Origin of the sequence: Pseudomonas sp. Pseusp11, from assembly GCF_047304405.1 — a bacterium.
Lineage (GTDB): Bacteria > Pseudomonadota > Gammaproteobacteria > Pseudomonadales > Pseudomonadaceae > Aquipseudomonas.
This window is the reverse complement of record NZ_JBGLZF010000036.1, coordinates 24,774-46,156: the sequence shown is the minus strand read 5'-3', so window position 1 is coordinate 46,156 and position 21,383 is coordinate 24,774. Positions and strand designations below refer to the sequence as shown.

The following is a 21,383-nucleotide window of genomic DNA, read 5'->3' as shown; positions in this document are numbered from 1 at the left end:
AGTCAGTCCGCAAAGAGTAGGCAAATGCGCAGAACGCATTCGCCAAATGAAGCTTATCGCAACAGTTCGAAGTGCAGGCCAGCGCCTTCGACGCTGCCGGTTTCCATCCGCGCCGTGCGCACGCCCTGGCCGATCAGCGCCTGGCGCCAGGCTTCGGCGCTGGTTCCGGAAATGCTGACTCGCAGTGTGGTGTCCAGGTTCAGGCCTCGGGAAATCAAACGCAGCCAGGTGTCGTCAGGGTCGCCGTCGAGTTTGGGGAAATCGAGTTTCCCGGTGCTTTTGAGCTGGCGCAGCAACGTCGCGGATGTCGGCAGCAAATCACCCAACGGCGCCGAGGCATCGAACTGCTCAACGTGCAGATAAGCCCTGCGATTACCGCGAGTGATGCTGTAAAGCGCCACCAGGGTGTTGTCTTGAGGGGCCGCCAGGCGCAGCAGCAAATAAGCCTGCTGATTATCGGCGCCATAGAGCTTGGCGTTACCGAAGACTTCATTGGCCCACAGGCTGCTTTCCCCACAATCCCGGGCCTGACACCAGAACAACAGCTCGGCGCCCTGCTTTTGCAAGGCTTCGCGGGCGGCGGTGAAGGCATCGGTGGAGGAATGCTCCGGTGGCAATTCGTAGGTGACCGAGGTGGTTTGACCGCGAGCGGTGACCTGGCCGTCGAAACGCAATTGGCCGCTGATCTTGCGGATCGAACCCAGCGGGTAAATCCGCTCGAGTTCCACCGTCGGGCGATAGTCGACGATCTGCGCATCGGTCATGCGCGGCACGATAGGCAGGTCCTGACTGCCAGGAATGTCAGCAGCCAATAACCAGGGACTGAAACTGCACAGCGCCAGCAGAGTGAGTGAACGCATGGACAGGCTCATCGGATCAACATGGCCTGGGCACCCTTGATGACGCTGGCATCATCGATGCGCTCCGGCACCCGCAAACCGCGCTGCACCGCAGGGCGCGCCTCGAGGGCGGCCAGCCAGCGCTGCAAGGCCGGCAAGCCGTCCACCGAGACACCGGACCAGTCATGACCACGGACCCACGGAAAGGTCGCGATATCGGCAATGCTGTACTCGCCCGCCAGAAACTCCACGGCTTGCAGACGTGTGTCGAGCACTTCATACAAACGTCGGGTTTCATGTTGATAGCGGTCGATGGCGCCCTGGAGTTTTTCCGGGAAGTAGCGGAAAAACACGTTGGCCTGGCCCTGCATCGGGCCGATGCCGCCCATCTGGAACATCAGCCACTGCAACACCACCGAGCGCCCTTTCGGATCCTGGGGCAGCAGTTTGCCGGTCATCTCGGCGAGGTAAATCAGAATCGCACCAGACTCGAACACAGCGAAATCGCCGTTGGCGCGGTCGACAATCGCCGGAATCCGGCCATTGGGATTGATCTTGAGGAAGTCCTCGGACTTCTGTTCCTTTTTGTCGAAACTCAAGGCATGCACCGTGTAGGGCAGGCCGAGTTCCTCGAGCACGATAGAGACCTTGTGGCCATTCGGGGTCGCAGCGGTGTACAGATCTATCATGGTTGTCTCCCATTTCAACCCGCCCAGCCTCGACAGTTGCCCGACGCAAGTCAAGGAACGGCGAAGAACCGATTGAAACAGTCTGCGACAAGACCGGCACCGGGTTCGTCATTGAGGTGCAAGTGATGGCCGCCAGGCAACTGTTCATGGCTAAAGGGTAGACGTTCCAGCAACTCGGGATGTTTGGCGAGCATACCGTCAGCCGCAACCACCAAGTGTGCAGGACAACTGACGCGCTGGACGAAAGCCATCGCCTGCTCAGTGGTCAGACGCAGCGGCGACGGTAGCGTCAGGCGGTTGTCGGTGCGCCAGGTATAACCGCCCGGCACCGGCATCAAGCCGCGCTGGGCCAGCAGTTCGGCGGCTTCGCGACTGACCGCCACCAAGCCTTTCATGCGCGCTTCGATGGCCCGGTCGAGGGTGTTGTAGACCGGTTTGCGTTTTTCTCGCAGATCCAGCTGTGCTTGCAGGGCCATGCCCATGCGTTCGGCGGCGTTTTCGCCTTTGTCTGTAGGAGGAATGATGCCGTCGATCAACGCCAGGTGAGTCACCCGCTCCGGCAACGACCCGGCCAGCACCAGCGAGACGATCGCCCCCAGGGAATGCCCCAGCAGCGCAAAACGTTTCCATCCCAACTGCTCGGCCACTTGCAGCACGTCGTGGGCGTAGTCCCACAGCGCGTAACCGGCACCGTTCGGCCGATGCCCCGAGTGACCGTGCCCGGCCATGTCCAGCGCGATGATGCGCAAGCCGTTGAGCTTCGGCGCCAACCGGGCAAAGCTGTTGGCGTTGTCCAACCAGCCATGCAAGGCAATCACCGGCAAACCGTCCTCGGGACCGAACAGGTGCGCCGCCAACTCGATGTGCGGCAGGCTCAGGCGAACTTCTTCAACAACGCTGCTCATGCGCAATCCTGTTGGCGGCGACTGTCCCAACGACTGAACAGGTTCTTCAGCAGCGTGGCCGTGTCTTGTGGACGTTCGAGGGGAAACATGTGGCCACCGGGCAGGGTCAAGGACTCGCCCAGCGGCATGCGCCCGACGGATCGGGCGTGATGACGCATCACCACGCGGCTCTTGTGTCCGCGAACCACTGCCAGCGGCACTTTCAACTGCCGCGCGCGGCCAGGGCTGGTGTGCGGTACGCCGCGGTAGATGCTGATTTCCGTGGCAGGGTCGAAACGCAGGCGCAGCTTGTCGCCGACCTTTTGCAAACCATGTTGAAGATAGGCTTCGAAGCATTCCGGGTCGAAACCGCGAAACAGGGTTTTACCGGCGAAATACAGACGGGCCGCCTCCAGATCGGCGAACTCTTCCCGTCGCCCCAACGTGCGACCGGCCGGGGTCAGGCGATCGATAAAACCGAAGCGTTTGGCGGCACGGATTACCCATTGATCGGTGCGGGTCAGCACCGGTGAATCGAGCATGACCACGCCGCGATACAACTCAGGGCAACGCAACGCGGCGTGCAGGTGCAGCACGCCGCCGAAAGAGTGGCCGACGCCCCAGACCGGTTCCGGCTGTTGCTTGAGGTGATGAATCAGCTCATCCACCAGATTGTTCCAGTTATCGTCCGCCGGGAAACGCGGGTCATGGGCGTGCTGCTCCAGATGCGCCACCCGGTACTCCGGCGCCAGCGCCGCGAACAACTTGCTGTAGGTCCCCGAAGGAAAGCCATTGGCGTGGGCGAAAAATATCTGTTGCGACATACCGGCAGATCCATGTGCAAAAAACAGAGGTTGATTGTCCGTAAGACCGTGTCCTACAGCAATGACCATAACTGCCAGGAATGGTGGTAGGAGATGTCGCTAAAATCAAAAGATCGCAGCCTTCGGGGCACGATCTTTTGATCTTGCAGCTTCAACGCGCCGGCGGTTTCTCCCCCAACGGCACCACCGCCATGGTCAGCCGCGACACACAACTGGCCTTGCCCTCATCACTGGTCAAGCGAATATCCCAGACATGGGTGGTGCGCCCGATGTGAATCGCCTTGGCCACCGCCGTCACCCGCCCGCTGCGCAGACCGCGCAAATGGTTGGCATTGATTTCCAGGCCCACGCAATAAAACTTGCTGGCGTCTATGCACAGGAAACTGGCCATCGAGCCAACGGTTTCGGCCAGCACCACCGAAGCGCCGCCGTGCAGCAAGCCATAAGGCTGGTGCGTACGGTGGTCGATGACCATGCTCGCGGTCAGGGACTCGTCATCGAAGGCTTCGAAGCGAATATCCAGCACTTCGCCGATGGTGTTTTTCTGGATAGCGTTCAACTGCTCGACGTTGGGAGTGGTGCGCCACAGACTCATCGTTGCGTTCCTTTGTTGGAGTTGTTCGTGACTCAATCCTGCCACAGCACCGCCTCGCTGCGCGCGCTCCATTCTTCGAAGCGCGCACCGTAAGCTGCTTCAATCATGTTGCGCTTGATCTTCAGGGTCGGTGTCAGGAAGCCGTTTTCCACCGCCCAACTGTCCTTGACCACCACCAGCCGACGCAAGCGTTCATGCCTGTCGAGGACGCCGTTGACCTCCTCCAGCAGTTGTTCCAGGCTTGAATGCAAACCCGCCCTCGCCGTCCCGCTGGCGTCCTGCTGACCGACCGCCGACAACACGCACAACCCCAGTGGCGCGCTCAAGCCATCGCCGACCACGCACACTTGTTCGATCCGCGAATGCACCGCCAGACGATTCTCGATCGGCGCCGGGGCCACGTACTTGCCTTTGCTGGTCTTGAAGATTTCCTTCAGCCGCCCGGTCAGGCGCAGATTGCCCTCGGCGTCTTCCTCGCCCTTGTCACCGGTGCGCAGGAAGCCGTCCTCGGTGAGGGTTTCGGCGGTTTTCAAAGGCTCCTTGAAATAGCCGAGCATGGTCGCGCCGCTGCGCACCAGCACTTCACCTGATGGCTCAACCCGTACTTCGACCTCCGGGCATGGCTTGCCGATCCAGCCGGGGTTGTTTTGGCCGGGCAGGCCGATGTGGGAGTAACCGCAGCTTTCGGTCATGCCGTACACCTCCAGCACGTCCAGCCCCAGTTTTCGGTACCAGAGCAGCAAGGTCTGCGGCACTGGTGCCGCGCCGGATAAGGCGATGCGTAAAGCGTCCAGCCCCAGCCCGGCGAGGACTCTGTGCCCTACCCGTTTACCGATGAAAGGCAGGCCGAGCAGGAAGTCGAGGCGTTTTGCCGGGATCTTGCCGTACACGCCCATCTGGAATTTGGTCCAGATGCGTGGCACGCCGAACAGCGCGGTCGGTCGGGCACGCTGCAAATCGGTGAGGAAGGTGTCGAGGCTCTCGGCGAAAAACACCGTTTGCCCGGTGTAGATCGCTGCCAACTCGACAAACATCCGTTCGGCGACATGGCACAGCGGCAGGTAGGACAGCAGGCGATCCGACTCATTCAGGCCGAACAACCGGGTGCCATGGGTGGTGGCAAATCCCAGCGTGCCGAAACTGTGCATCACGCCTTTGGGCTGGCCCGTGGTGCCGGAGGTGTAAATGATGGTCGCCAGTTGATCGGCGGCGGGTTTGGGGTCGTCCTGAATCGGTGAGCTGCGTTGCAGGTCGGCCCAGCTGAAATCGAAAGTGCCCACCGGGCACAGCGGCAGGCTGATGGTCGGCAGGTCAGGCCTAATCCCGACGGACATGCCCGGCCAGTCATCCAGCTTGCCGATGAACGCCAGTGCAGCTTCAGAATGATCGAGCACCTGAGCCACGGATTCGGCGGTCAGATTGGGGTACAGCGGCACCGAGACATGCCCGGCCATCCAGATCGCCAGGTCGGCGATGATCCAGTGGGCACAGTTTTTCGAGATCAATGCGATGTGGCTGCCTTGCGGCAATTCGCGAGCCCGCAGCCAGTGGGCGGCACAGCGCGCCTGGTGACCGACGTCGGCCCAAGTCAGCGTCTCGACCTGGCCGCCCCCTGTCGGCTGAACCAGAAAGCGCTGGCGCGGATGACGGGCTTCGCGCTCGTAGAAGACGTCCAGTGGCAAACGAAAAGCAGCAGACATGCGACTTGCTCCCTTTTTTGGTCTGGAGCAAGCGTAGTCAACCAAGCAAGTGCTTGGTTAACTATTTGCGGGTGGAGCGAAGATCAACAGATCGCAGCCTTCGGCAGCTCCTACGGAATATGTGTCCGTCCGATGTTTCACGGGTGTACGTGATTCCCCTGTAGGAGTTGCCGCAGGCTGCGATCTGTTGCTTTTATGGGGTTTTGATGCCGTTGAGCTTCATCGCCCCGACCAGCAGTTCTTCGCCCTCAAGCTCCGCCAGCCCGGCGGTGCCGACTCGCTCCGGGTCTTGCACGTGACCATGCTGCAGATAGCCCAGCAGGTTACCGACCAGCGGGTTGTGGCTGACCAGTAGCGCGTGATCCACGGAAACCAACTGCTCCGCCACCGCTTGCGGATTATTGTCGGGCGTCAGCCATTCGACGGTGCGAATCTCCGGTGCAAAACCCAGCTCCTTACGCACCAGCATTGCGGTCTCCTGCGCTCGCAGGTAAGGGCTGGCATAAATGGCAGTCAGGTGTTTGCCCTTCAATTTCGCCGCGATGCGCTTCACCTCTTTGCGCCCCTTATCGGTCAGGGCCCGCTCGGAGTCCGGGCGGGTACCGTGAGGTTCGGCTTCACCATGACGCAATACCCAGAGTTTCATAGTTTCGGTTCCTCATCTCGGGCCGGATGCGGCGCCGGCGCCACAACGTGCGGGGCTTCACCTTCCGGTGTACGCGGCGCTGGCCAGTCGGCGAACGGCCAGGGCTTCTGGTCGCTGTGAAAGCTGCCGAAACGACCGATCTGCGCCAGAAACTGGCTCAGGCTGTCGCCGAAATTCATCAGGCTGGCGCTCGGTGCGCCATATATCAAACGATAGATCAGCTGCACCAGCACCACCGCGCCGAGGATCAATTGCGCCACTTGCCAGACCAGCACATAGACAATCATCCACAGCACCCGCAGCAGGATGGATTCGTACTTGCCTTCTACTTTCGGATCGTTCATGTCTGTCTCGCTCCCTGCTCGTATCGGTTAAGTGCTTAGAAACCACTGGGGGAAATAAAGTCCACGTCGGTTTTCGGTTCGCCACGCATCAACAACCCAATCACCTGATCCAGCGTGCGCCCTTCGAACAGGATCGCGTGCAATCCGGCGACCAGCGGCATATACACGCCGACCTCCTGAGCCTTGGCCTTGAGCACCTTGAGGGTGTTCACGCCTTCGGCCACTTCGCCCAGACGCGTCACCGCGTCCTCCAGGCTCAAGCCCTGGCCAAGGGCAAAACCGACCTGGTAGTTGCGGCTTTTCGGCGATGAGCAGGTGACGATCAAGTCGCCGACGCCCGCCAACCCCAGGAACGTCATCGGGTTCGCGCCCTGGTTCACCGCGAAGCGGGTCATTTCCGCCAGCGCCCGGGTGATCAGCATGCTCTTGGTGTTCTCGCCCATGCCCAACGCCACCGCCATGCCGGCGATGATGGCGTAGACGTTTTTCAGCGCCCCGCCCAGCTCCACGCCAAAGCGGTCGGCGCTGGCGTACACGCGAAAGGTCCGGCCATGCAGCGCGGCCTGGACCTGCTGGCAAAGGTCTTCGTCTTCGCTGGCGACCACCGTGGCGGTCAGCGCGTGTTCGGCGATTTCACGGGCCAGGTTCGGCCCCGACAGCACGCCGATGCGCGCTTGCGGGGCGATGTCTTCAAGAATCTGGCTCATCAGCTTGAACGTATGGGCTTCGATGCCTTTGGTCAGGCTCACCAGCATTTTGCCGCTCAAAAGCTGAGCGTAAGGCGCCAGCACCGAGCGCAGTGCGCTGGAGGGCAGCGCGACGAAGCACAGGTCGCAGGCCTCCAGCGTGGCTTGCAGGTCTGTGACCGCCTCCACCGCCGCAAGAATCTTGATGCCTTTGAGGTAACGCGGGTTCTCGCGATCGACCCGAATGGCCTCCGCCTGCTCGGGGTCACGCATCCACAGACGGACCTGATGCCCGTTCTCGGCCAGCAGATTAGCCACGGCGGTACCAAAACTTCCGCCTCCCAGGACCGCAATTGGGCGCTGTTCAGTCATATGCAATCCGTTAATCCATACCAGTGGCGATGCCCGCATTATACGGAGCGGCCCAGTGGCGGCCAGCCCCGACATCAATTACCGGCACTTGTAGGAAGAAGACCAAGAAAACCGAGGAAAATGCCCACAACGTGACTGGAAAAGTCATTGCGCTCGGTTAACATGCGCGCCAATTAATCGCTATCAAGGCCGTGCCGTGTCTTTTGGCTCTCCCTCTCCTCGCTCGCCACTGGTGCTGGCGCTGTTTTTCAGCTCGCCTTTGCTGGCCGACGACCTGTTCCTGGACAACGATCCGTTGCCGCAAGTGCTCACCGCGACGCGCCTGAAGCAGTCGCCGGCGGCCGTGCCGGGCAGCATGACGGTGATCGACAGCGAACTGATCAACGCCAGCGGCGCGCGGGACATCAGCGAGTTGCTGCGGCTGGTGCCGGGGATGATGGTCGGCAATATCAGCGGCAACCAGGCAGCGGTGAACTACCACGGCACCAACGCCAGCGAAGCGCGGCGCATGCAAGTGCTGATCGACGGCCGCTCGGTGTACCGCGCGGGCCTGGCCACGGTGGACTGGAGTGATATTCCGGTGGCCATGGAAGACATCGAGCGCATCGAGGTTTTCCGTGGCCCGAATACCGTCAGCTACGGCGCCAACGCGCTGATGGCGGTGGTCAATATCATCACCCGCAAACCGGCCGACAGCCACGGCACGCGGCTGAAAATCACCCGAGGCCAACGCGGCATCAACGATTTCTACGCCAGCCAGGGCATGGGTTGGGACAGTGGCGATGTGCGCCTGTCACTGTCCGGCCAACAAGACGATGGGTTCGACTCGGACCGCACCGGCGCCGATTATCGCGACAACCGTCGCTTGAATCGCTTCAGCCTCGCCGTCAGCCAGACGCTCAATGAGAATCAGAGCATCGATTGGCAACTGAACGCCAAGGACGGGACCAACCAGCGGCCCTATACCTACCGCCCGGTGTTCTCTGGAATTACCGCCGCTGGGAACAATTCCGACGTCATCGCCAAGGACTACGCCGGCTCGCTGCGCTGGAACCTGGACATCAATCCTGATCACAGCCTTTATATTCAAGGCTCGGCGCAACACTGGGATCGTCAGCAGACTTGGCGTGCCTGCGATGCCGAGATCTCGTTCAGCCCGGAGCTGACCCAACTTTGGCAGCTCAATCCCAATTACACCGAACGCCTGGCGCGCAACATCGCTCGATTCACCGGCGCGCCCCCCGGTACAGCGGCAGAACAAGACCTGGCCAATCAGGTTCTGGCGCAATGGCGAAACGGCGCGAACAAAACGCTGTGCGGCGACATCGACCAGAGTGCCCGAGAGTCGCGCTACGACCTCGAACTGCAAGACACCCTCAGCCTGTCCGACACGCTGCGGCTGGTCAGCGGCATGAACTATCGTTACGACCGGGCCGATTCCGAGACCTACTTCAATGGCACGCTCGACGACACCACCTGGCGGGCGTTCGGCCAACTCGAGTGGCGCGCCACCGAGCACTGGTTGCTGCAAGGCGGGGCGATGTTCGAAGACACGCAATTGACCGGCAGTTCACTGACCCCGCGGGTGGCGGTCAACTATCTGATCAACCCGCGCCACGGTTTGCGCGCGGTGTATTCAGAGGCCGTCCGCTCGCCGGACATGTTCGAGAACAGCGTCAACTGGAGTTACCAGGTGACCAACTTGCAACCCAGTGCCTATGGCCAGACCAGCGCCCGCTATTTCGTCAGGACCCGTGGCCCGGGTAACCTCGAACAGGAACGCATGCGCTCCCGGGAATTGGGCTACAACGGCTACTTCACAGACTGGGGGCTGACGGTCGATGTAAAGCTGTTCTACGACGAAATCAACGGCATGATCAGCGAACCGCTGCGCAACAATCAGTACATTGCCAGCAACTCGAACAGCTCACGATTCTCGGGGACGGAAACCCAACTGGACTGGCGCGTCAGCAGCACCGATCGTCTGCGCCTGACGTACGCCTATGTCGATGCCGAGGCGAGCAACCCGCTGGATGCACAACAAACGGCGCGCAACAGCGGTTCCGCCGGTTGGCTGCGCAACTGGGGCCAGGGCTGGAACAGTGCGCTCTTCTACTATGGCGCCGACGCCCTCAACGGTTACCGCTTCGAACGGGTCGACACCCGCATCGCCAAACGCATCGGCCTGGGCAAGGCCAATCTGGAGCTGGCCGGGATCCTCCAGCAACGCCTCGACAATCAGCCCACCACTTTCGTCGACAACAACTACGACGAACGCCGAGTGCTCTACTTCAGCGCGGAGCTGGAGTTTTAAGATGCCGTATTGCCTGCCACGGAAGACGCCAACCCTTGGCCGCCTGCTGGCCGGGCTGTGCCTGGTGTTTGCCGGGCTGCTGTGCAATCTGCCGGCCCGGGCCGCCGACATTCTGCTGACCGGCGCCGACGACAGCCCTGGCGTGCAGTCTTTCGTCCAGGCCCTGAGCGAGTTGCGCCCCACCGACAGCGTGCGTTTCCAGCCGGTCGCCAGCTTGCCGGCACCCGGCCAACTGCCTGCGGGCACCCGCCTGATTCTGCTCGACTTGCAAAGCCTCGACTGGCGCCTGCAAGACGCCCAAGGCCCGGCAACGCTGGTGCTGCGCATCAGCCGTCTGCAAGCCCACCAACGCTTTGGCGATGTTTCGCCACCGCACCTGAGCCTGCTCTGGAGCGATCCGCCGCTGGGTCGACAATTGCGCCTGACCCGACTCGTCCTGCCCGAGGCTCGACGGGTCGGCGTGCTTTTCGACAGCCACAGCGAATTCCTGCTGAAGGAACTGCATCAGGCTGCCCTGCCCCTGGGCCTTGAGGTGGTCACCGAGCGTTGGGACAACACCAATGACAGTCGCCCGTTGCAGGCCCTGCTGAAAAACAGCGATGTGCTGCTGGGCCTGGATGATCCTGATCTGTACAACCCCAAAACCGTGAAAAACCTGCTGCTCAGCAGCTATGCACGGCAGCTGCCGCTGATCGGCCCCAATGCCGCCTTCGTCAGGGCGGGCAGCCTCGCCAGCACCTACAGCGACCAGAGCGATTGGCTGAAGATTCTCGACGAACTGCTCGACCGCCCCTCCAGCACCTGGCCGCGCACCCTTTATCCGCAGCACTTCAAGGTCTTGAGCAACCCGCAAGTGGCTCGTTCATTAAGCATTGAACCGATGAATGAAGCCTCTGTCGCAACACAGCTGGCCGAAGGAGAACATCGCCCATGACCTTCCATAGCGGTTGGGACATCAATACCCGTACCCAGATCATCAGCCTCGGCCCGGCGCTGCTGCTGACGTTGCTGCTGATCAGTTTCTTCACCTTCGTGCGAATCCAGGACCTGCGCCAGGAACTCAACCACACCGGTCAACTGATCGCCAACCAACTGGCGCCGGCCACCGAATACGGGGTGATCTCGGGTAATAACGACGTGCTCGAGAGTTTGCTCAAAGCCACCCTGGCCACGCCCAATGTGCGTTTTCTGGAGGTTCAGGACCGCACCAACCGGGTTCTGGTGTACGTCGAACAACCGTCGGAAACCCACAATCGTTCGCACCAGGTCGAAGTGTTCCAGGCACCGGTGCGGCTGCAACGCATCGCGCTCAACAATGACTTCTTCCAGAACAGCCGCACCGCCCCCACGAAGCCGGGAGAGGATTACCTGGGCCGGGTGATCGTCGGTCTGTCCAATGACGCCTTCAACCAGCGCCAGCAGGAAATCCTGTTCAAGGCCGGGATCCTGGCCCTGTTCGCCCTGCTGTTTACCTTTCTGCTGGCTCGGCGTCTGGCCAGCAGCCTGTCGCAACCGATCCACGACATCGGCAATGCGGTCAAGGCGATCCAGAAAGGCGACTACAAAACGCCCCTGCCGATTGTCGATGACGCCGAACTGGGCGCCCTGTCGCAACACATCAACAACCTTGCCCAGGGCCTTGAACAAGCCAGCCGCGAACAGCATCAGGCCATGGCGCAATTGATCCAGACCCGAGAGGAAGCGGAAAAGGCCAACAACGCCAAATCCGATTTCCTGGCGATGATGAGCCATGAGCTGCGCACGCCGATGAATGGCGTGCTGGGCATGCTGCAACTGCTGGAAACCACCGCGATGACCGAGGAACAGATCGAGTACGCCGCGCTGGCTTCTGAATCGACTGAACACCTGCTCAAAGTGATCAACGACATTCTCGACTTCTCGCGCATCGAACGCTCGGAACTGGAGCTGGAGCACATTGCATTCAACCTCGCGGACCTGATCACCAGTTGCGCCCAGTCGTTCCAGCACAGCGCAGTGCAACGCGGGCTTGACCTGCAACTGCAGATCCCCGAGGACATGCGCGCCCTGCAGGTTCAGGGCGACCCGACGCGGATCCGGCAGATCCTGGTCAACCTGGTCGGCAATGCGCTGAAATTCACCGAACGGGGCCGCGTCACGATCGAACCGCAGTGGCAGTCGCTGGATCACGAATTGTTGTGGTTCACCTGCACCGTGCGTGACAGCGGGATCGGCATCCCGGCCGAAAGCCTGGAATTGATGTTCAATGCGTTCCAGCAGGCCGACAGTACTATTTCAAGACGTTACGGTGGCACCGGGCTGGGGTTGCCGATTGCCCGCACCCTGGCAGAACGAATGGGCGGCACCTTGCGTGCTCAGAGCGAAGAAGGCGTCGGCTCGGTGTTCACCCTGGAAATTCCTTTGGCGCGGTATAAGCAGTCGTTGCCGGTGCTGACGCCGCGAGTACATACCGGCAATGGCCACGGCGAAGGTCGCAATGTGTTGCTGGTGGAAGACAACCCGGTCAACCGCACCGTCGTCGAAGCAATGTTGCGCAGCCTGGGCTTTACTGTCAGCGTCGTCACCGATGGCGCACAAGCGGTGCGCAGCGCCGAGAGCCTGATTTTCGAAGCGATTCTGATGGATTGCCGACTGCCGGTCATTGACGGCTACGAGGCCACCCGACAGATTCGCCAACTGCCCGGCTGCGCTGACGTGCCGATCATTGCCCTGACGGCCAACGCCTTGCAGGGCGATCGTGAAGCCTGTTTGTCCGCGGGAATGAACGATTACCTGGCCAAGCCCTTTAAACGCACTGATCTGCAGCAAATTCTGCAGCGTTGGGTGCAGTAGTGCAGGCCTTTCGACGATCTGCGACTGGCGTGAAAGACGAAAGTGCGGCAGTCTTAGGCACCCGAACAGGCCCTAAAAGGGGCTTGAATAATAATTTCAGTGCACAAGTGTACATTCATGTCCTTGGTGCTGTGACTTTCACTACAACGCAATAGTCTATGAGTAGGCTGCTGACTCGAGGCATGAACGCTTCGATCGGCCGGGAAGATTCGCCCCCCTGCCGCATGGACTATTGAGGAGCTCGCATGACCAAACAAAACGCCTTTACTCGGGAAGACCTGCTGCGCTGCAGTCGTGGTGAGCTGTTCGGCCCGGGTAACGCGCAACTGCCCGCCCCGAACATGCTGATGGTCGATCGCATCACCCTGATCTCCGAAGAGGGTGGCAAGTACGGCAAAGGTGAATTGGTCGCCGAGCTGGATATCACTCCTGACCTGTGGTTCTTCGGCTGCCATTTCGAAGGTGATCCGGTGATGCCGGGCTGCCTGGGCCTCGATGCCATGTGGCAACTGGTCGGTTTCTTCCTCGGCTGGCAAGGCCTGCCGGGCCGCGGTCGCGCCCTGGGTTCGGGCGAAGTGAAATTCTTCGGTCAGGTACTGCCGACCGCCAAGAAAGTCACCTATAACATCCATATCAAACGCGTCCTCAAAGGCAAACTGAACATGGCCATCGCCGACGGTTCCGTGACCGTTGACGGCCGCGAAATTTATACCGCCGAAGGCCTTCGGGTCGGCGTTTTCACCTCCACTGACAACTTCTAAGGGTTATCCGCATGCGCCGCGTCGTTATCACTGGTCTGGGCATCGTTTCGTGCCTGGGCAATGACAAAGAGACCGTCTCCGCTAACCTGCGTGCAAGCCGCCCTGGCATCCGGTTCAACCCGGAATATGCCGAAATGGGTCTGCGTAGCCAGGTTTCCGGCTCCATTGACCTTCCCCTCGAAGAGCTGATTGATCGCAAGATCTATCGCTTCGTCGGCCACGCGGCGGCTTACGCCTACCTGGCCATGAAAGATGCCATCGCAGACTCCGGTCTGACCGAAGAGCAAGTCTCCAACCCGCGTACTGGCCTGATCGCCGGTTCCGGTGGCGCCTCCACGCTGAACCAGATGGAAGCGCTGGACATCCTGCGCGAGAAAGGCGTCAAGCGCGTCGGCCCATACCGCGTAACGCGGACCATGAGCAGCACTGTTTCCGCTTGCCTGGCCACCCCGTTCAAGATCAAGGGCCTGAACTACTCCATCGCTTCTGCCTGCGCCACCAGTGCTCACTGCATCGGTACCGCCATGGAACAGATCCAGATGGGCAAGCAGGACATCGTATTCGCCGGCGGCGGTGAAGAAGAGCACTGGAGCCAGTCGTTCCTGTTCGACGCCATGGGCGCCCTGTCCAGCCAGTACAACGAAACCCCGGATAAAGCTTCCCGTGCCTACGACGCCAAGCGTGACGGTTTCGTCATCGCCGGCGGTGGCGGCATGGTCGTGGTCGAAGAGCTGGAACACGCTCTGGCCCGCGGCGCGAAGATCTACGCGGAAATCGTTGGCTACGGCGCGACCTCCGACGGCTACGACATGGTCGCCCCAAGCGGCGAAGGCGCCATCCGCTGCATGCAGATGGCCATGTCCACCGTTGACGCACCGATCGACTACCTGAACACCCACGGCACCTCGACTCCGGTCGGCGACGTGATGGAAATGAAAGGTGTGCGTGAAGTGTTCGGCGACAAGGCTCCGGCCATCAGCTCCACCAAGAGCCTGTCGGGTCACTCCCTGGGCGCCGCCGGCGTTCACGAAGCGATCTACTGCATGCTGATGATGGAAGGCAACTTCATGGCGGGTTCCGCCAACATCGACGAACTGGACCCGGAAGTGGCAGACATGCCAATCCTGACCAAGACTCGCGAAGACGCCACCATCAACACCGTGATGAGCAACAGCTTCGGCTTCGGTGGCACCAACGCCACGCTGGTACTGAAGCGCTGGCAGGGTAAGTAATACCCCGCCTACGCCACACATAAAAACGCCCCGACTGGTTCGGGGCGTTTTTTTTGGCCAGGTTTTATGTACGGCCGAACGGCCCTGAAAGCATGAAACATTTGTCATGAAACTCAACAGCCTGCGACTGAATGTCGCGTATATCGCGGGCTGCAGCACTTTCTTCGATTTTGCAAAAGTCCGTTACCGATTTCAGTCGTTTACTTAGCCAGCTAACAAAACTTATAACAAAGGCCTGCACACGCCTTGCTGCAGATAACAGAGATTGGAGCTAGCAGATGACTGTAAAAGTAACTGAACGCGACGATTCACATATGTCCCATGAAGGCATCGCCGCCGGTATCCGCATCTGGGATGTACATCAACAAGATCTGCTGGTCGGGATGTTTCACTCCGAGACCGAAGCCCACCAATACAAGGCCGAACTGGAATCACTGGAGCAGCAACGCGAAGCGCGTTCTGCATAACCACTGCATTGAAAATGACAAACCCCGCCATGAGCGGGGTTTGTCGTTGTTGCAGCTGCTAACGGTTTACCACATCAGATCGTCAGGAATCTGGTAGGCCGCGTACGGATCGTCTTCGGTGCTGACTTCTTCTGTCTTCACATTCAGCTGCACGATGCGCTGTGGGTCGCGCTCCTGGATCTTCAGGGCCGCTTCACGCGGGATCACTTCGTAACCGCCGGCGTGGTGCACGATCGCCAGGGAACCGCTGCTGAGCTTGTTGCGCATCAGGGTGTTGACGGAGATGCGCTTGACCTTCTTGTCGTCGACGAAGTTGTAGTAGTCCTCGGTGTTCAGCTTGGGCAGGCGCGAGACTTCGATCAATTGCTTGACCTGGGCGGCTCGGGCCTTCTGCTCGGCCTTCTCCTGCTGCTGACGGTTGAGCTCCTGGTCGCGCTTGACCTTCTCGGCCATGGCTTCCTGAGCCGCACGCTGCTGGGAGTCATCGAGTTCGATCTGGCCTTTGTGGGCCAGACGCTGTTGTTTCTGTTTTTCTTTGCCGACCTGTTTGGCCTGCTTTTGGTTGACCAGCCCTGCTTTGAGCAACTGGTCGCGAAGGGAAAGGCTCATGGTGCTTACTCACTTAGGCAACAGCTCAGCCGCAGCTGGGCAAATTCTTTTCCTGACGTTTGGCTTCGCCCCACAAGGCGTCCAACTCTTCGAGGGTGCAATCTTCTATGGGACGGTGGGTGTCGCGCAATGCCTGTTCGATAAATCGGAAGCGTCTTTCAAATTTTGTGTTCGCGCCACGCAGTGCGGTTTCCGGATCGACCTTGAGGTGACGCGCCAGATTGACCACGGAAAACAGCAAGTCGCCGACTTCATCGGCAATCGCCGCCGAGTCATTGTCGGCCATGGCTTCGAGCACTTCATCGAGCTCTTCGCGAACCTTGTCGAGCACCGGCAAGGCGTCCGGCCAATCGAAACCGACCTGCCCTGCGCGCTTCTGCAGTTTTGCCGAACGGGACAACGCCGGCAGTGCCGCGGGTACGTCATCGAGCAAGGACAACTGCTCCGGCGCCGAAGACTTCTCGGCGCGTTCTTCGGCCTTGATCTCTTCCCAGCGTTGCTTGACCTGCTCTTCATTCAGACGCGGGACGTCCAGCGGCGCGTACAGATCACCGGTGGGAAATACGTGAGGATGACGGCGGATCAACTTGCGCGTGATGCTGTCGACCACGCCAGCGAATTCGAAGCGCCCTTCTTCCCGAGCCAGTTGGCTGTAATAAACCACCTGGAACAACAAGTCGCCCAACTCACCCTGCAAGTGATCGAAATCGCCGCGCTCAATAGCATCGGCAACTTCGTAGGCTTCCTCCAGGGTGTGCGGGACGATGGTGGCGTAGGTTTGCTTGATGTCCCACGGACAGCCGTACTGCGGGTCGCGCAGACGGTTCATCAGGTGCAGCAGGTCTTCAAGTGAATACATCTTTTATCAATCTCTACACCATCAATTTCCGTGAAGGTTTCTCACGGTGTGCGGTTACGGCGGGTTTCGATGATGTTCGGCAACTGGGAGATCCGCCCCAGCAACCGCCCCAGCGCATCCAGCCCCGGAATCTCGATGGTCAGGGACATCAACGCAGTGTTGTCCTCTTTGTTCGAGCGGGTGTTGACCGCCAGCACGTTGATCCGCTCGTTGAGCAGCACCTGCGACACGTCACGCAGCAGACCGGAACGGTCGTAAGCGCGAATGATGATGTCCACCGGATAGGTGAGCACCGGCACCGGGCCCCAGCTGACCTGGATGATCCGCTCCGGCTCGCGCCCGGCCAGTTGCAGCACCGAGGCGCAGTCCTGACGGTGGATGCTCACGCCACGGCCCTGGGTGATGTAACCAACGATGGCGTCCCCCGGCAACGGCTGGCAGCAGCCGGCCATCTGGGTCATCAGGTTGCCGACACCCTGGATCTGGATATCGCCGCGCTTGCCCGGTTTATAGCCGGTGGCTTTGCGCGGGATCAGCTCCAACTGTTCGTTGCCGCGTTCCGGCTCGACCAGTTGCTGCGCCAGGTTCACCAGTTGCGCCAGGCGCAAATCGCCTGCGCCCAAGGCAGCGAACATGTCCTCGGCGGTTTTCATGTTGGCCTTTTCAGCCAGCTTGTCGAAATCCACCTGCGGCAGGCCGAGGCGATTGAGTTCGCGCTCGAGCAAGGTTTTACCGGCCGCAACGTTCTGATCGCGGGCTTGCAGCTTGAACCAGTGAACGATCTTCGCCCGCGCCCGTGACGTGGTGATGTAGCCCAGGTTCGGGTTCAGCCAGTCGCGGCTCGGGGTGCCGTGCTTGCTGGTGATGATCTCGACCTGTTCACCGGTTTGCAGGCTGTAGTTGAGCGGCACGATGCGCCCGTTGATCTTGGCGCCGCGGCAGTTGTGACCGATTTCGGTGTGCACGCGGTAAGCGAAGTCCAGCGGTGTCGCGCCCTTCGGCAAGTCGATGGCATGACCGTCGGGAGTGAAGATATAAACCCGGTCCGGCTCGATATCGACCCGCAGCTGTTCGGCAAGGCCGCCGATATCGCCCAGCTCTTCGTGCCACTCGAGAACCTGACGCAGCCAGGAGATTTTCTCTTCATAGTGGTTCGAGCCGGACTTGACGTCGGTGCCCTTGTAACGCCAGTGCGCGCAAACCCCCAGCTCGGCTTCTTCGTGCATGGCGTGGGTGCGGATCTGCACTTCCAGCACCTTGCCTTCAGGGCCGATCACCGCAGTGTGCAGCGAGCGGTAGCCATTCTCTTTAGGGTTGGCGATGTAGTCGTCGAACTCTTTCGGGATGTGCCGCCACAGGGTGTGGACGATGCCAAGCGCGGTGTAGCAGTCGCGCATTTCCGGCACCAGCACGCGAACGGCGCGCACGTCGTAGATCTGGCTGAACTCCAGACCCTTGCGCTGCATTTTGCGCCAGATCGAATAGATGTGTTTGGCCCGGCCGCTGATGTCGGCATCGACGCCGGTGGCCTGCAACTCGTTCTTGAGCTGGGTCATCACATCGCTGATGAAGCGCTCGCGATCCAGCCGTCGCTCGTGGAGCAACTTGGCGATCTGCTTGTACTGGTCGGGCTCCAGGTAACGGAAGGACAAGTCCTCCAGTTCCCACTTGATATGACCGATACCGAGGCGGTGAGCCAGCGGCGCATAGATGTCGAAGACTTCACGGGCGACGCGGTTACGCTTCTCGTCGTCGGCGGTTTTCACCGCGCGGATCGCGCAGGTGCGTTCGGCCAGTTTGATCAGCGCGACGCGCACGTCGTCGACCATGGCCACGAGCATCTTGCGCAGGTTTTCCACCTGGCCCTGGGTGCCCATCACCATGGATTTACGCGGACTCAGACTGTCACTGATCGCCGCCATGCGTTGCACGCCGTCAATCAGTTTGGCGACCACCGGGCCGAAGCGCTGGCTGACCGCCGGCAACTGGATCTGGCCTTCGCGCACGCCGCGGTACAAGACTGCCGCGACCAACGAATCCTGATCGAGTTTGAGGTCGGCGAGAATCTCGGCGATCTCAAGGCCGGTGCGGAAACTCGAGGTCCCTTCGGACCACAGGTTTTTCGCCGCATTGGCTTGTTGTTCGGCCTCGCGAGCGAACTCGCAGGCTTCTTTCAAGGCTTCGCGATCCAGTGCCGTATCGATACTGACCGCGTGATCGAGCCAAGCCTCGAGATTGATACTGCCGTCAGTGTTGATCGGCTGGTGTGCTCTCACCTGTACCATCTTGCTTTACCTTCCCTACGACGCAGATTCAATGCGTCAAATCGCTGACCTTCATTGTCCGGGCGCCCCGCCGGGCTGATGCGTGGCGGCACGGACGGTCAGTCGGACCAGACGAGCCATCCTAGCTCGCTTCAAATAACGCCATGGCCTCGACATGCGCCGTTTGAGGAAACATATCGAGAATCCCGGCACGTTTTAACCGGTAGCCCTGCTTGATCAATTCGACCGTGTCGCGCGCCAGAGTTGCAGGGTTGCACGACACATAAACCAATCGTTCGGCACCCAGGGATGCAAGCTTGCGCACCACCTCGAAAGCACCGTCGCGAGGTGGGTCCAAGAGTACCGCACAAAAGCCTTCGCTGGCCCATTCGGCATCAGCCAAAGGCTGGGATAAATCGGCCTGAAAAAATTTCGCGTTATGCAAATTATTACTAGCGGCGTTCGCGGCGGCTCGCTCGACCATGGCCTGCACACCTTCCACCGCCACCACTTCACGAACGGTCCTGGCCAGCGGCAAGGCAAAGTTGCCCAACCCGCAGAACAGATCCAGAACCCGCTCATCGGCTTTCGGCGCCAACCATTCCAGCGCCTGAGCGATCATCGCTTCGTTGACCCCGGCGTTGACCTGGATGAAATCTCCGGGCCGATACGCCAGGTTCAAGTCCCACTGTTCAAGGCGATAGCCCAGGGACTGATCGGCCTCGACCGGTTGCGGCTCGCCATCGCCATGCAGCCACAACTGGGCCGAATGGAACGCGCAGAATTCCTTGAGGATCGTCATATCGGCTTCGGACAACGGCGCCATGTGCCGCAGCAATACCGCCAATGACGAACCGCTGAACAATTCCACATGCCCCAGTGCCTGAGGTTTGCTCAAGCGCCGCAGCATGTCCGGCAAGCGGGTCATGATCGGCTGCAAGGGCTGTACCAGCACCAGGCATTCGTTGATGGCGACGATGTCCTGGCTGCCGGCGGCGCGGAAACCGACTTCGAGTTTTTTCGCCTTCATGTCCCAACGCACCGCCACCCGGGCACGACGCCGGTAGCCGAACTCCGGACCGCTCAATGGCGCAGCCCACTCTTCGGGTTCGACGCCGGCAACCCGCGACAATTGCTCGGCGAGCATGCGCTGTTTCAGGGCGAGTTGTTCGTTGTGGGGCAGATGCTGCACGCTGCAACCACCGCAGCGACCGGCATGGGCGCACGGTGCCGGGCGGCGCAATTGGCTGGCCTGGAACACCCGCTCGGTACGCGCCTCGACCACTTTACCGTGGGCACCCAAGACCCGCGCCTCGACTTCTTCACCGGCCAAGGCGCCGATGACGAACCAGGTGCGACCTTCAAAAAACGCGATACCGCGACCGTCATTAGCCAGGCGCTCGATGGTCAAGCGCTGCTTTTTGCCGGTCGGGACTTGCGGGGCCTTGCTACCGCCCGTGGGCTGGAAGCGCAGGCCTCTCTCTTGCTTGGCCATTAGTTGGGTGCGTCGAAAATGCCGGTCGACAAGTAACGGTCGCCACGGTCACAGATGATCGCGACAATCACCGCGTTTTCAACTTCTTTGGACAGGCGCAGCATCGCCGCCACGGCACCGCCCGAAGACACGCCGCAGAAAATGCCTTCTTCGCGCGCCAGACGACGGGTCACGTCCTCGGCCTCGCTTTGCGCCATGTCGACGATCCGGTCCACGCGATCAGCCTGATAAATCTTTGGCAGGTATTCCTGCGGCCAGCGGCGGATGCCCGGAATTGCCGAGCCTTCCATGGGTTGCAGACCGATGATCTGCACGTTCTCGTTCTGTTCTTTCAGGTAGCGCGAGACACCCATGATGGTGCCGGTGGTGCCCATCGAGCTGACGAAATGGGTGATGGTGCCCTGGGTCTGACGCCAGATTTCCGGACCGGTGGTGGTGTAGTGCGCCTCGGGGTTGTCACCGTTGGCGAACTGATCGAGCACCTTGCCACGGCCTTCGGCTTCCATTCGCTGGGCGAGGTCGCGCGCGCCTTCCATGCCTTCTTCCTGGCTGACCAGAATCAGCTCGGCACCATAGGCCGTCATCGCGGCTTTACGCTCGGCGCTGGAGTTGTCCGGCATGATCAGGATCATCTTGTAACCCTTGATCGCGGCGGCCATGGCCAGGGCGATCCCGGTGTTGCCCGAGGTCGCTTCGATCAGCGTATCGCCGACGTGGATCTGCCCGCGCAATTCGGCGCGGGTGATCATCGACAGCGCCGGACGATCCTTGACCGAACCCGCCGGGTTGTTCCCTTCGAGCTTGAGCAAAAGCGTGTTGCTGGTGACGCCAGGCAGGCGCTGCAAACGGACCAGCGGAGTGTTGCCGACGCAATCGGCGATGGTTGGGTACTGCAAGGTCATGGCGTATTCGCAATCCGGACTGCGGGGGCGCCTATCATACCGGCAAACGTGCGCAGGCCATATCACGCA

General features: G+C 60.6%; 20 protein-coding genes. 6 read left to right on the top strand and 14 right to left on the bottom strand.

Annotated features, from left to right (window positions below; translation table 11 throughout):
• Positions 1-53 precede the first annotated feature (53 nt).
• The 9 genes from ACCC96_RS23800 to ACCC96_RS23760 form a co-directional block, all read right to left on the bottom strand.
• On the bottom strand, positions 54-860 hold the full coding sequence (locus ACCC96_RS23800; RefSeq protein ID WP_413697066.1) for a DUF4892 domain-containing protein: 807 nt from the start codon (positions 858-860) through the stop codon (positions 54-56).
• 8 nt (positions 861-868) lie between these two features.
• Complete coding sequence (locus tag ACCC96_RS23795; protein ID WP_413697065.1) at positions 869-1,528, bottom strand: glutathione S-transferase family protein; 660 nt, start codon at positions 1,526-1,528, stop codon at positions 869-871.
• Positions 1,529-1,578: 50 nt separating this feature from the next.
• Positions 1,579-2,433 (bottom strand): alpha/beta hydrolase, encoded by an 855-nt coding sequence (locus ACCC96_RS23790; protein ID WP_096480906.1) that lies wholly within the window; start codon positions 2,431-2,433, stop codon positions 1,579-1,581.
• Positions 2,430-3,236 (bottom strand): alpha/beta fold hydrolase, encoded by an 807-nt coding sequence (locus ACCC96_RS23785; protein ID WP_258672757.1) that lies wholly within the window; start codon positions 3,234-3,236, stop codon positions 2,430-2,432. Before ACCC96_RS23785 ends, ACCC96_RS23790 begins: the two co-directional genes overlap by 4 nt.
• 151 nt (positions 3,237-3,387) lie before the next feature.
• Positions 3,388-3,831 carry a hotdog fold thioesterase gene (locus tag ACCC96_RS23780; protein WP_258672754.1) on the bottom strand — a complete coding sequence of 148 codons (444 nt, stop codon included), beginning with the start codon at positions 3,829-3,831 and terminating at the stop codon, positions 3,388-3,390.
• Between the two features lie 32 nt (positions 3,832-3,863).
• On the bottom strand, positions 3,864-5,531 hold the full coding sequence (locus ACCC96_RS23775; protein ID WP_413697064.1) for an AMP-binding protein: 1,668 nt from the start codon (positions 5,529-5,531) through the stop codon (positions 3,864-3,866).
• Positions 5,532-5,724: 193 nt separating this feature from the next.
• Entirely contained in the window at positions 5,725-6,177 is a 453-nt protein-coding gene (gene sixA / locus ACCC96_RS23770; protein ID WP_258672750.1) for a phosphohistidine phosphatase SixA, read from the bottom strand.
• A complete protein-coding gene (locus ACCC96_RS23765; RefSeq protein WP_007937595.1) occupies positions 6,174-6,521 on the bottom strand; it encodes a DUF4389 domain-containing protein in 348 nt (115 codons plus the stop codon). The genes sixA and ACCC96_RS23765 overlap by 4 nt, the downstream gene beginning before the upstream one ends.
• 35 nt (positions 6,522-6,556) lie before the next feature.
• Complete coding sequence (locus ACCC96_RS23760) at positions 6,557-7,579, bottom strand: NAD(P)H-dependent glycerol-3-phosphate dehydrogenase (RefSeq protein WP_007937592.1); 1,023 nt, start codon at positions 7,577-7,579, stop codon at positions 6,557-6,559.
• Positions 7,580-7,775: 196 nt separating this feature from the next.
• Here ACCC96_RS23760 and ACCC96_RS23755 point away from each other — a divergent pair, with 196 nt between their 5' ends.
• The 6 genes from ACCC96_RS23755 to ACCC96_RS23730 all read left to right on the top strand — a co-directional run bounded on the left by ACCC96_RS23755 (position 7,776) and on the right by ACCC96_RS23730 (position 15,185).
• Positions 7,776-9,893, top strand: coding sequence for a TonB-dependent receptor plug domain-containing protein (locus ACCC96_RS23755; protein WP_413697063.1), 2,118 nt, complete (start codon positions 7,776-7,778; stop codon positions 9,891-9,893).
• A gap of 1 nt (position 9,894) precedes the next feature.
• Positions 9,895-10,827 (top strand): ABC transporter substrate-binding protein, encoded by a 933-nt coding sequence (locus ACCC96_RS23750; RefSeq protein ID WP_413697062.1) that lies wholly within the window; start codon positions 9,895-9,897, stop codon positions 10,825-10,827.
• Positions 10,824-12,725, top strand: coding sequence for an ATP-binding protein (locus ACCC96_RS23745; protein WP_413697061.1), 1,902 nt, complete (start codon positions 10,824-10,826; stop codon positions 12,723-12,725). Before ACCC96_RS23750 ends, ACCC96_RS23745 begins: the two co-directional genes overlap by 4 nt.
• 245 nt (positions 12,726-12,970) lie before the next feature.
• Positions 12,971-13,486 (top strand): 3-hydroxyacyl-[acyl-carrier-protein] dehydratase FabA, encoded by a 516-nt coding sequence (gene fabA, locus ACCC96_RS23740; protein ID WP_258672743.1) that lies wholly within the window; start codon positions 12,971-12,973, stop codon positions 13,484-13,486.
• 11 nt (positions 13,487-13,497) lie between these two features.
• On the top strand, positions 13,498-14,718 hold the full coding sequence (gene fabB / locus ACCC96_RS23735; RefSeq protein ID WP_019650386.1) for a beta-ketoacyl-ACP synthase I: 1,221 nt from the start codon (positions 13,498-13,500) through the stop codon (positions 14,716-14,718).
• 278 nt (positions 14,719-14,996) lie between these two features.
• Positions 14,997-15,185 (top strand): hypothetical protein, encoded by a 189-nt coding sequence (locus tag ACCC96_RS23730; protein ID WP_018926287.1) that lies wholly within the window; start codon positions 14,997-14,999, stop codon positions 15,183-15,185.
• A gap of 66 nt (positions 15,186-15,251) precedes the next feature.
• Here the strand turns inward: ACCC96_RS23730 and ACCC96_RS23725 are convergent, their stop codons facing one another.
• The 5 genes from ACCC96_RS23725 to cysM all read right to left on the bottom strand — a co-directional run bounded on the left by ACCC96_RS23725 (position 15,252) and on the right by cysM (position 21,314).
• Complete coding sequence (locus ACCC96_RS23725; RefSeq protein WP_018926288.1) at positions 15,252-15,794, bottom strand: DUF2058 domain-containing protein; 543 nt, start codon at positions 15,792-15,794, stop codon at positions 15,252-15,254.
• A gap of 25 nt (positions 15,795-15,819) precedes the next feature.
• Complete coding sequence (mazG, locus tag ACCC96_RS23720) at positions 15,820-16,653, bottom strand: nucleoside triphosphate pyrophosphohydrolase (protein ID WP_018926289.1); 834 nt, start codon at positions 16,651-16,653, stop codon at positions 15,820-15,822.
• Between the two features lie 41 nt (positions 16,654-16,694).
• Positions 16,695-18,938, bottom strand: a complete 2,244-nt coding sequence (relA, locus tag ACCC96_RS23715; protein ID WP_019650383.1) for a GTP diphosphokinase — start codon at positions 18,936-18,938, stop codon at positions 16,695-16,697.
• 121 nt (positions 18,939-19,059) lie between these two features.
• Positions 19,060-20,412, bottom strand: coding sequence for a 23S rRNA (uracil(1939)-C(5))-methyltransferase RlmD (rlmD, locus tag ACCC96_RS23710; RefSeq protein ID WP_019650382.1), 1,353 nt, complete (start codon positions 20,410-20,412; stop codon positions 19,060-19,062).
• Complete coding sequence (gene cysM / locus ACCC96_RS23705; RefSeq protein WP_018926292.1) at positions 20,412-21,314, bottom strand: cysteine synthase CysM; 903 nt, start codon at positions 21,312-21,314, stop codon at positions 20,412-20,414. Before cysM ends, rlmD begins: the two co-directional genes overlap by 1 nt.
• Positions 21,315-21,383: the final 69 nt, after the last annotated feature.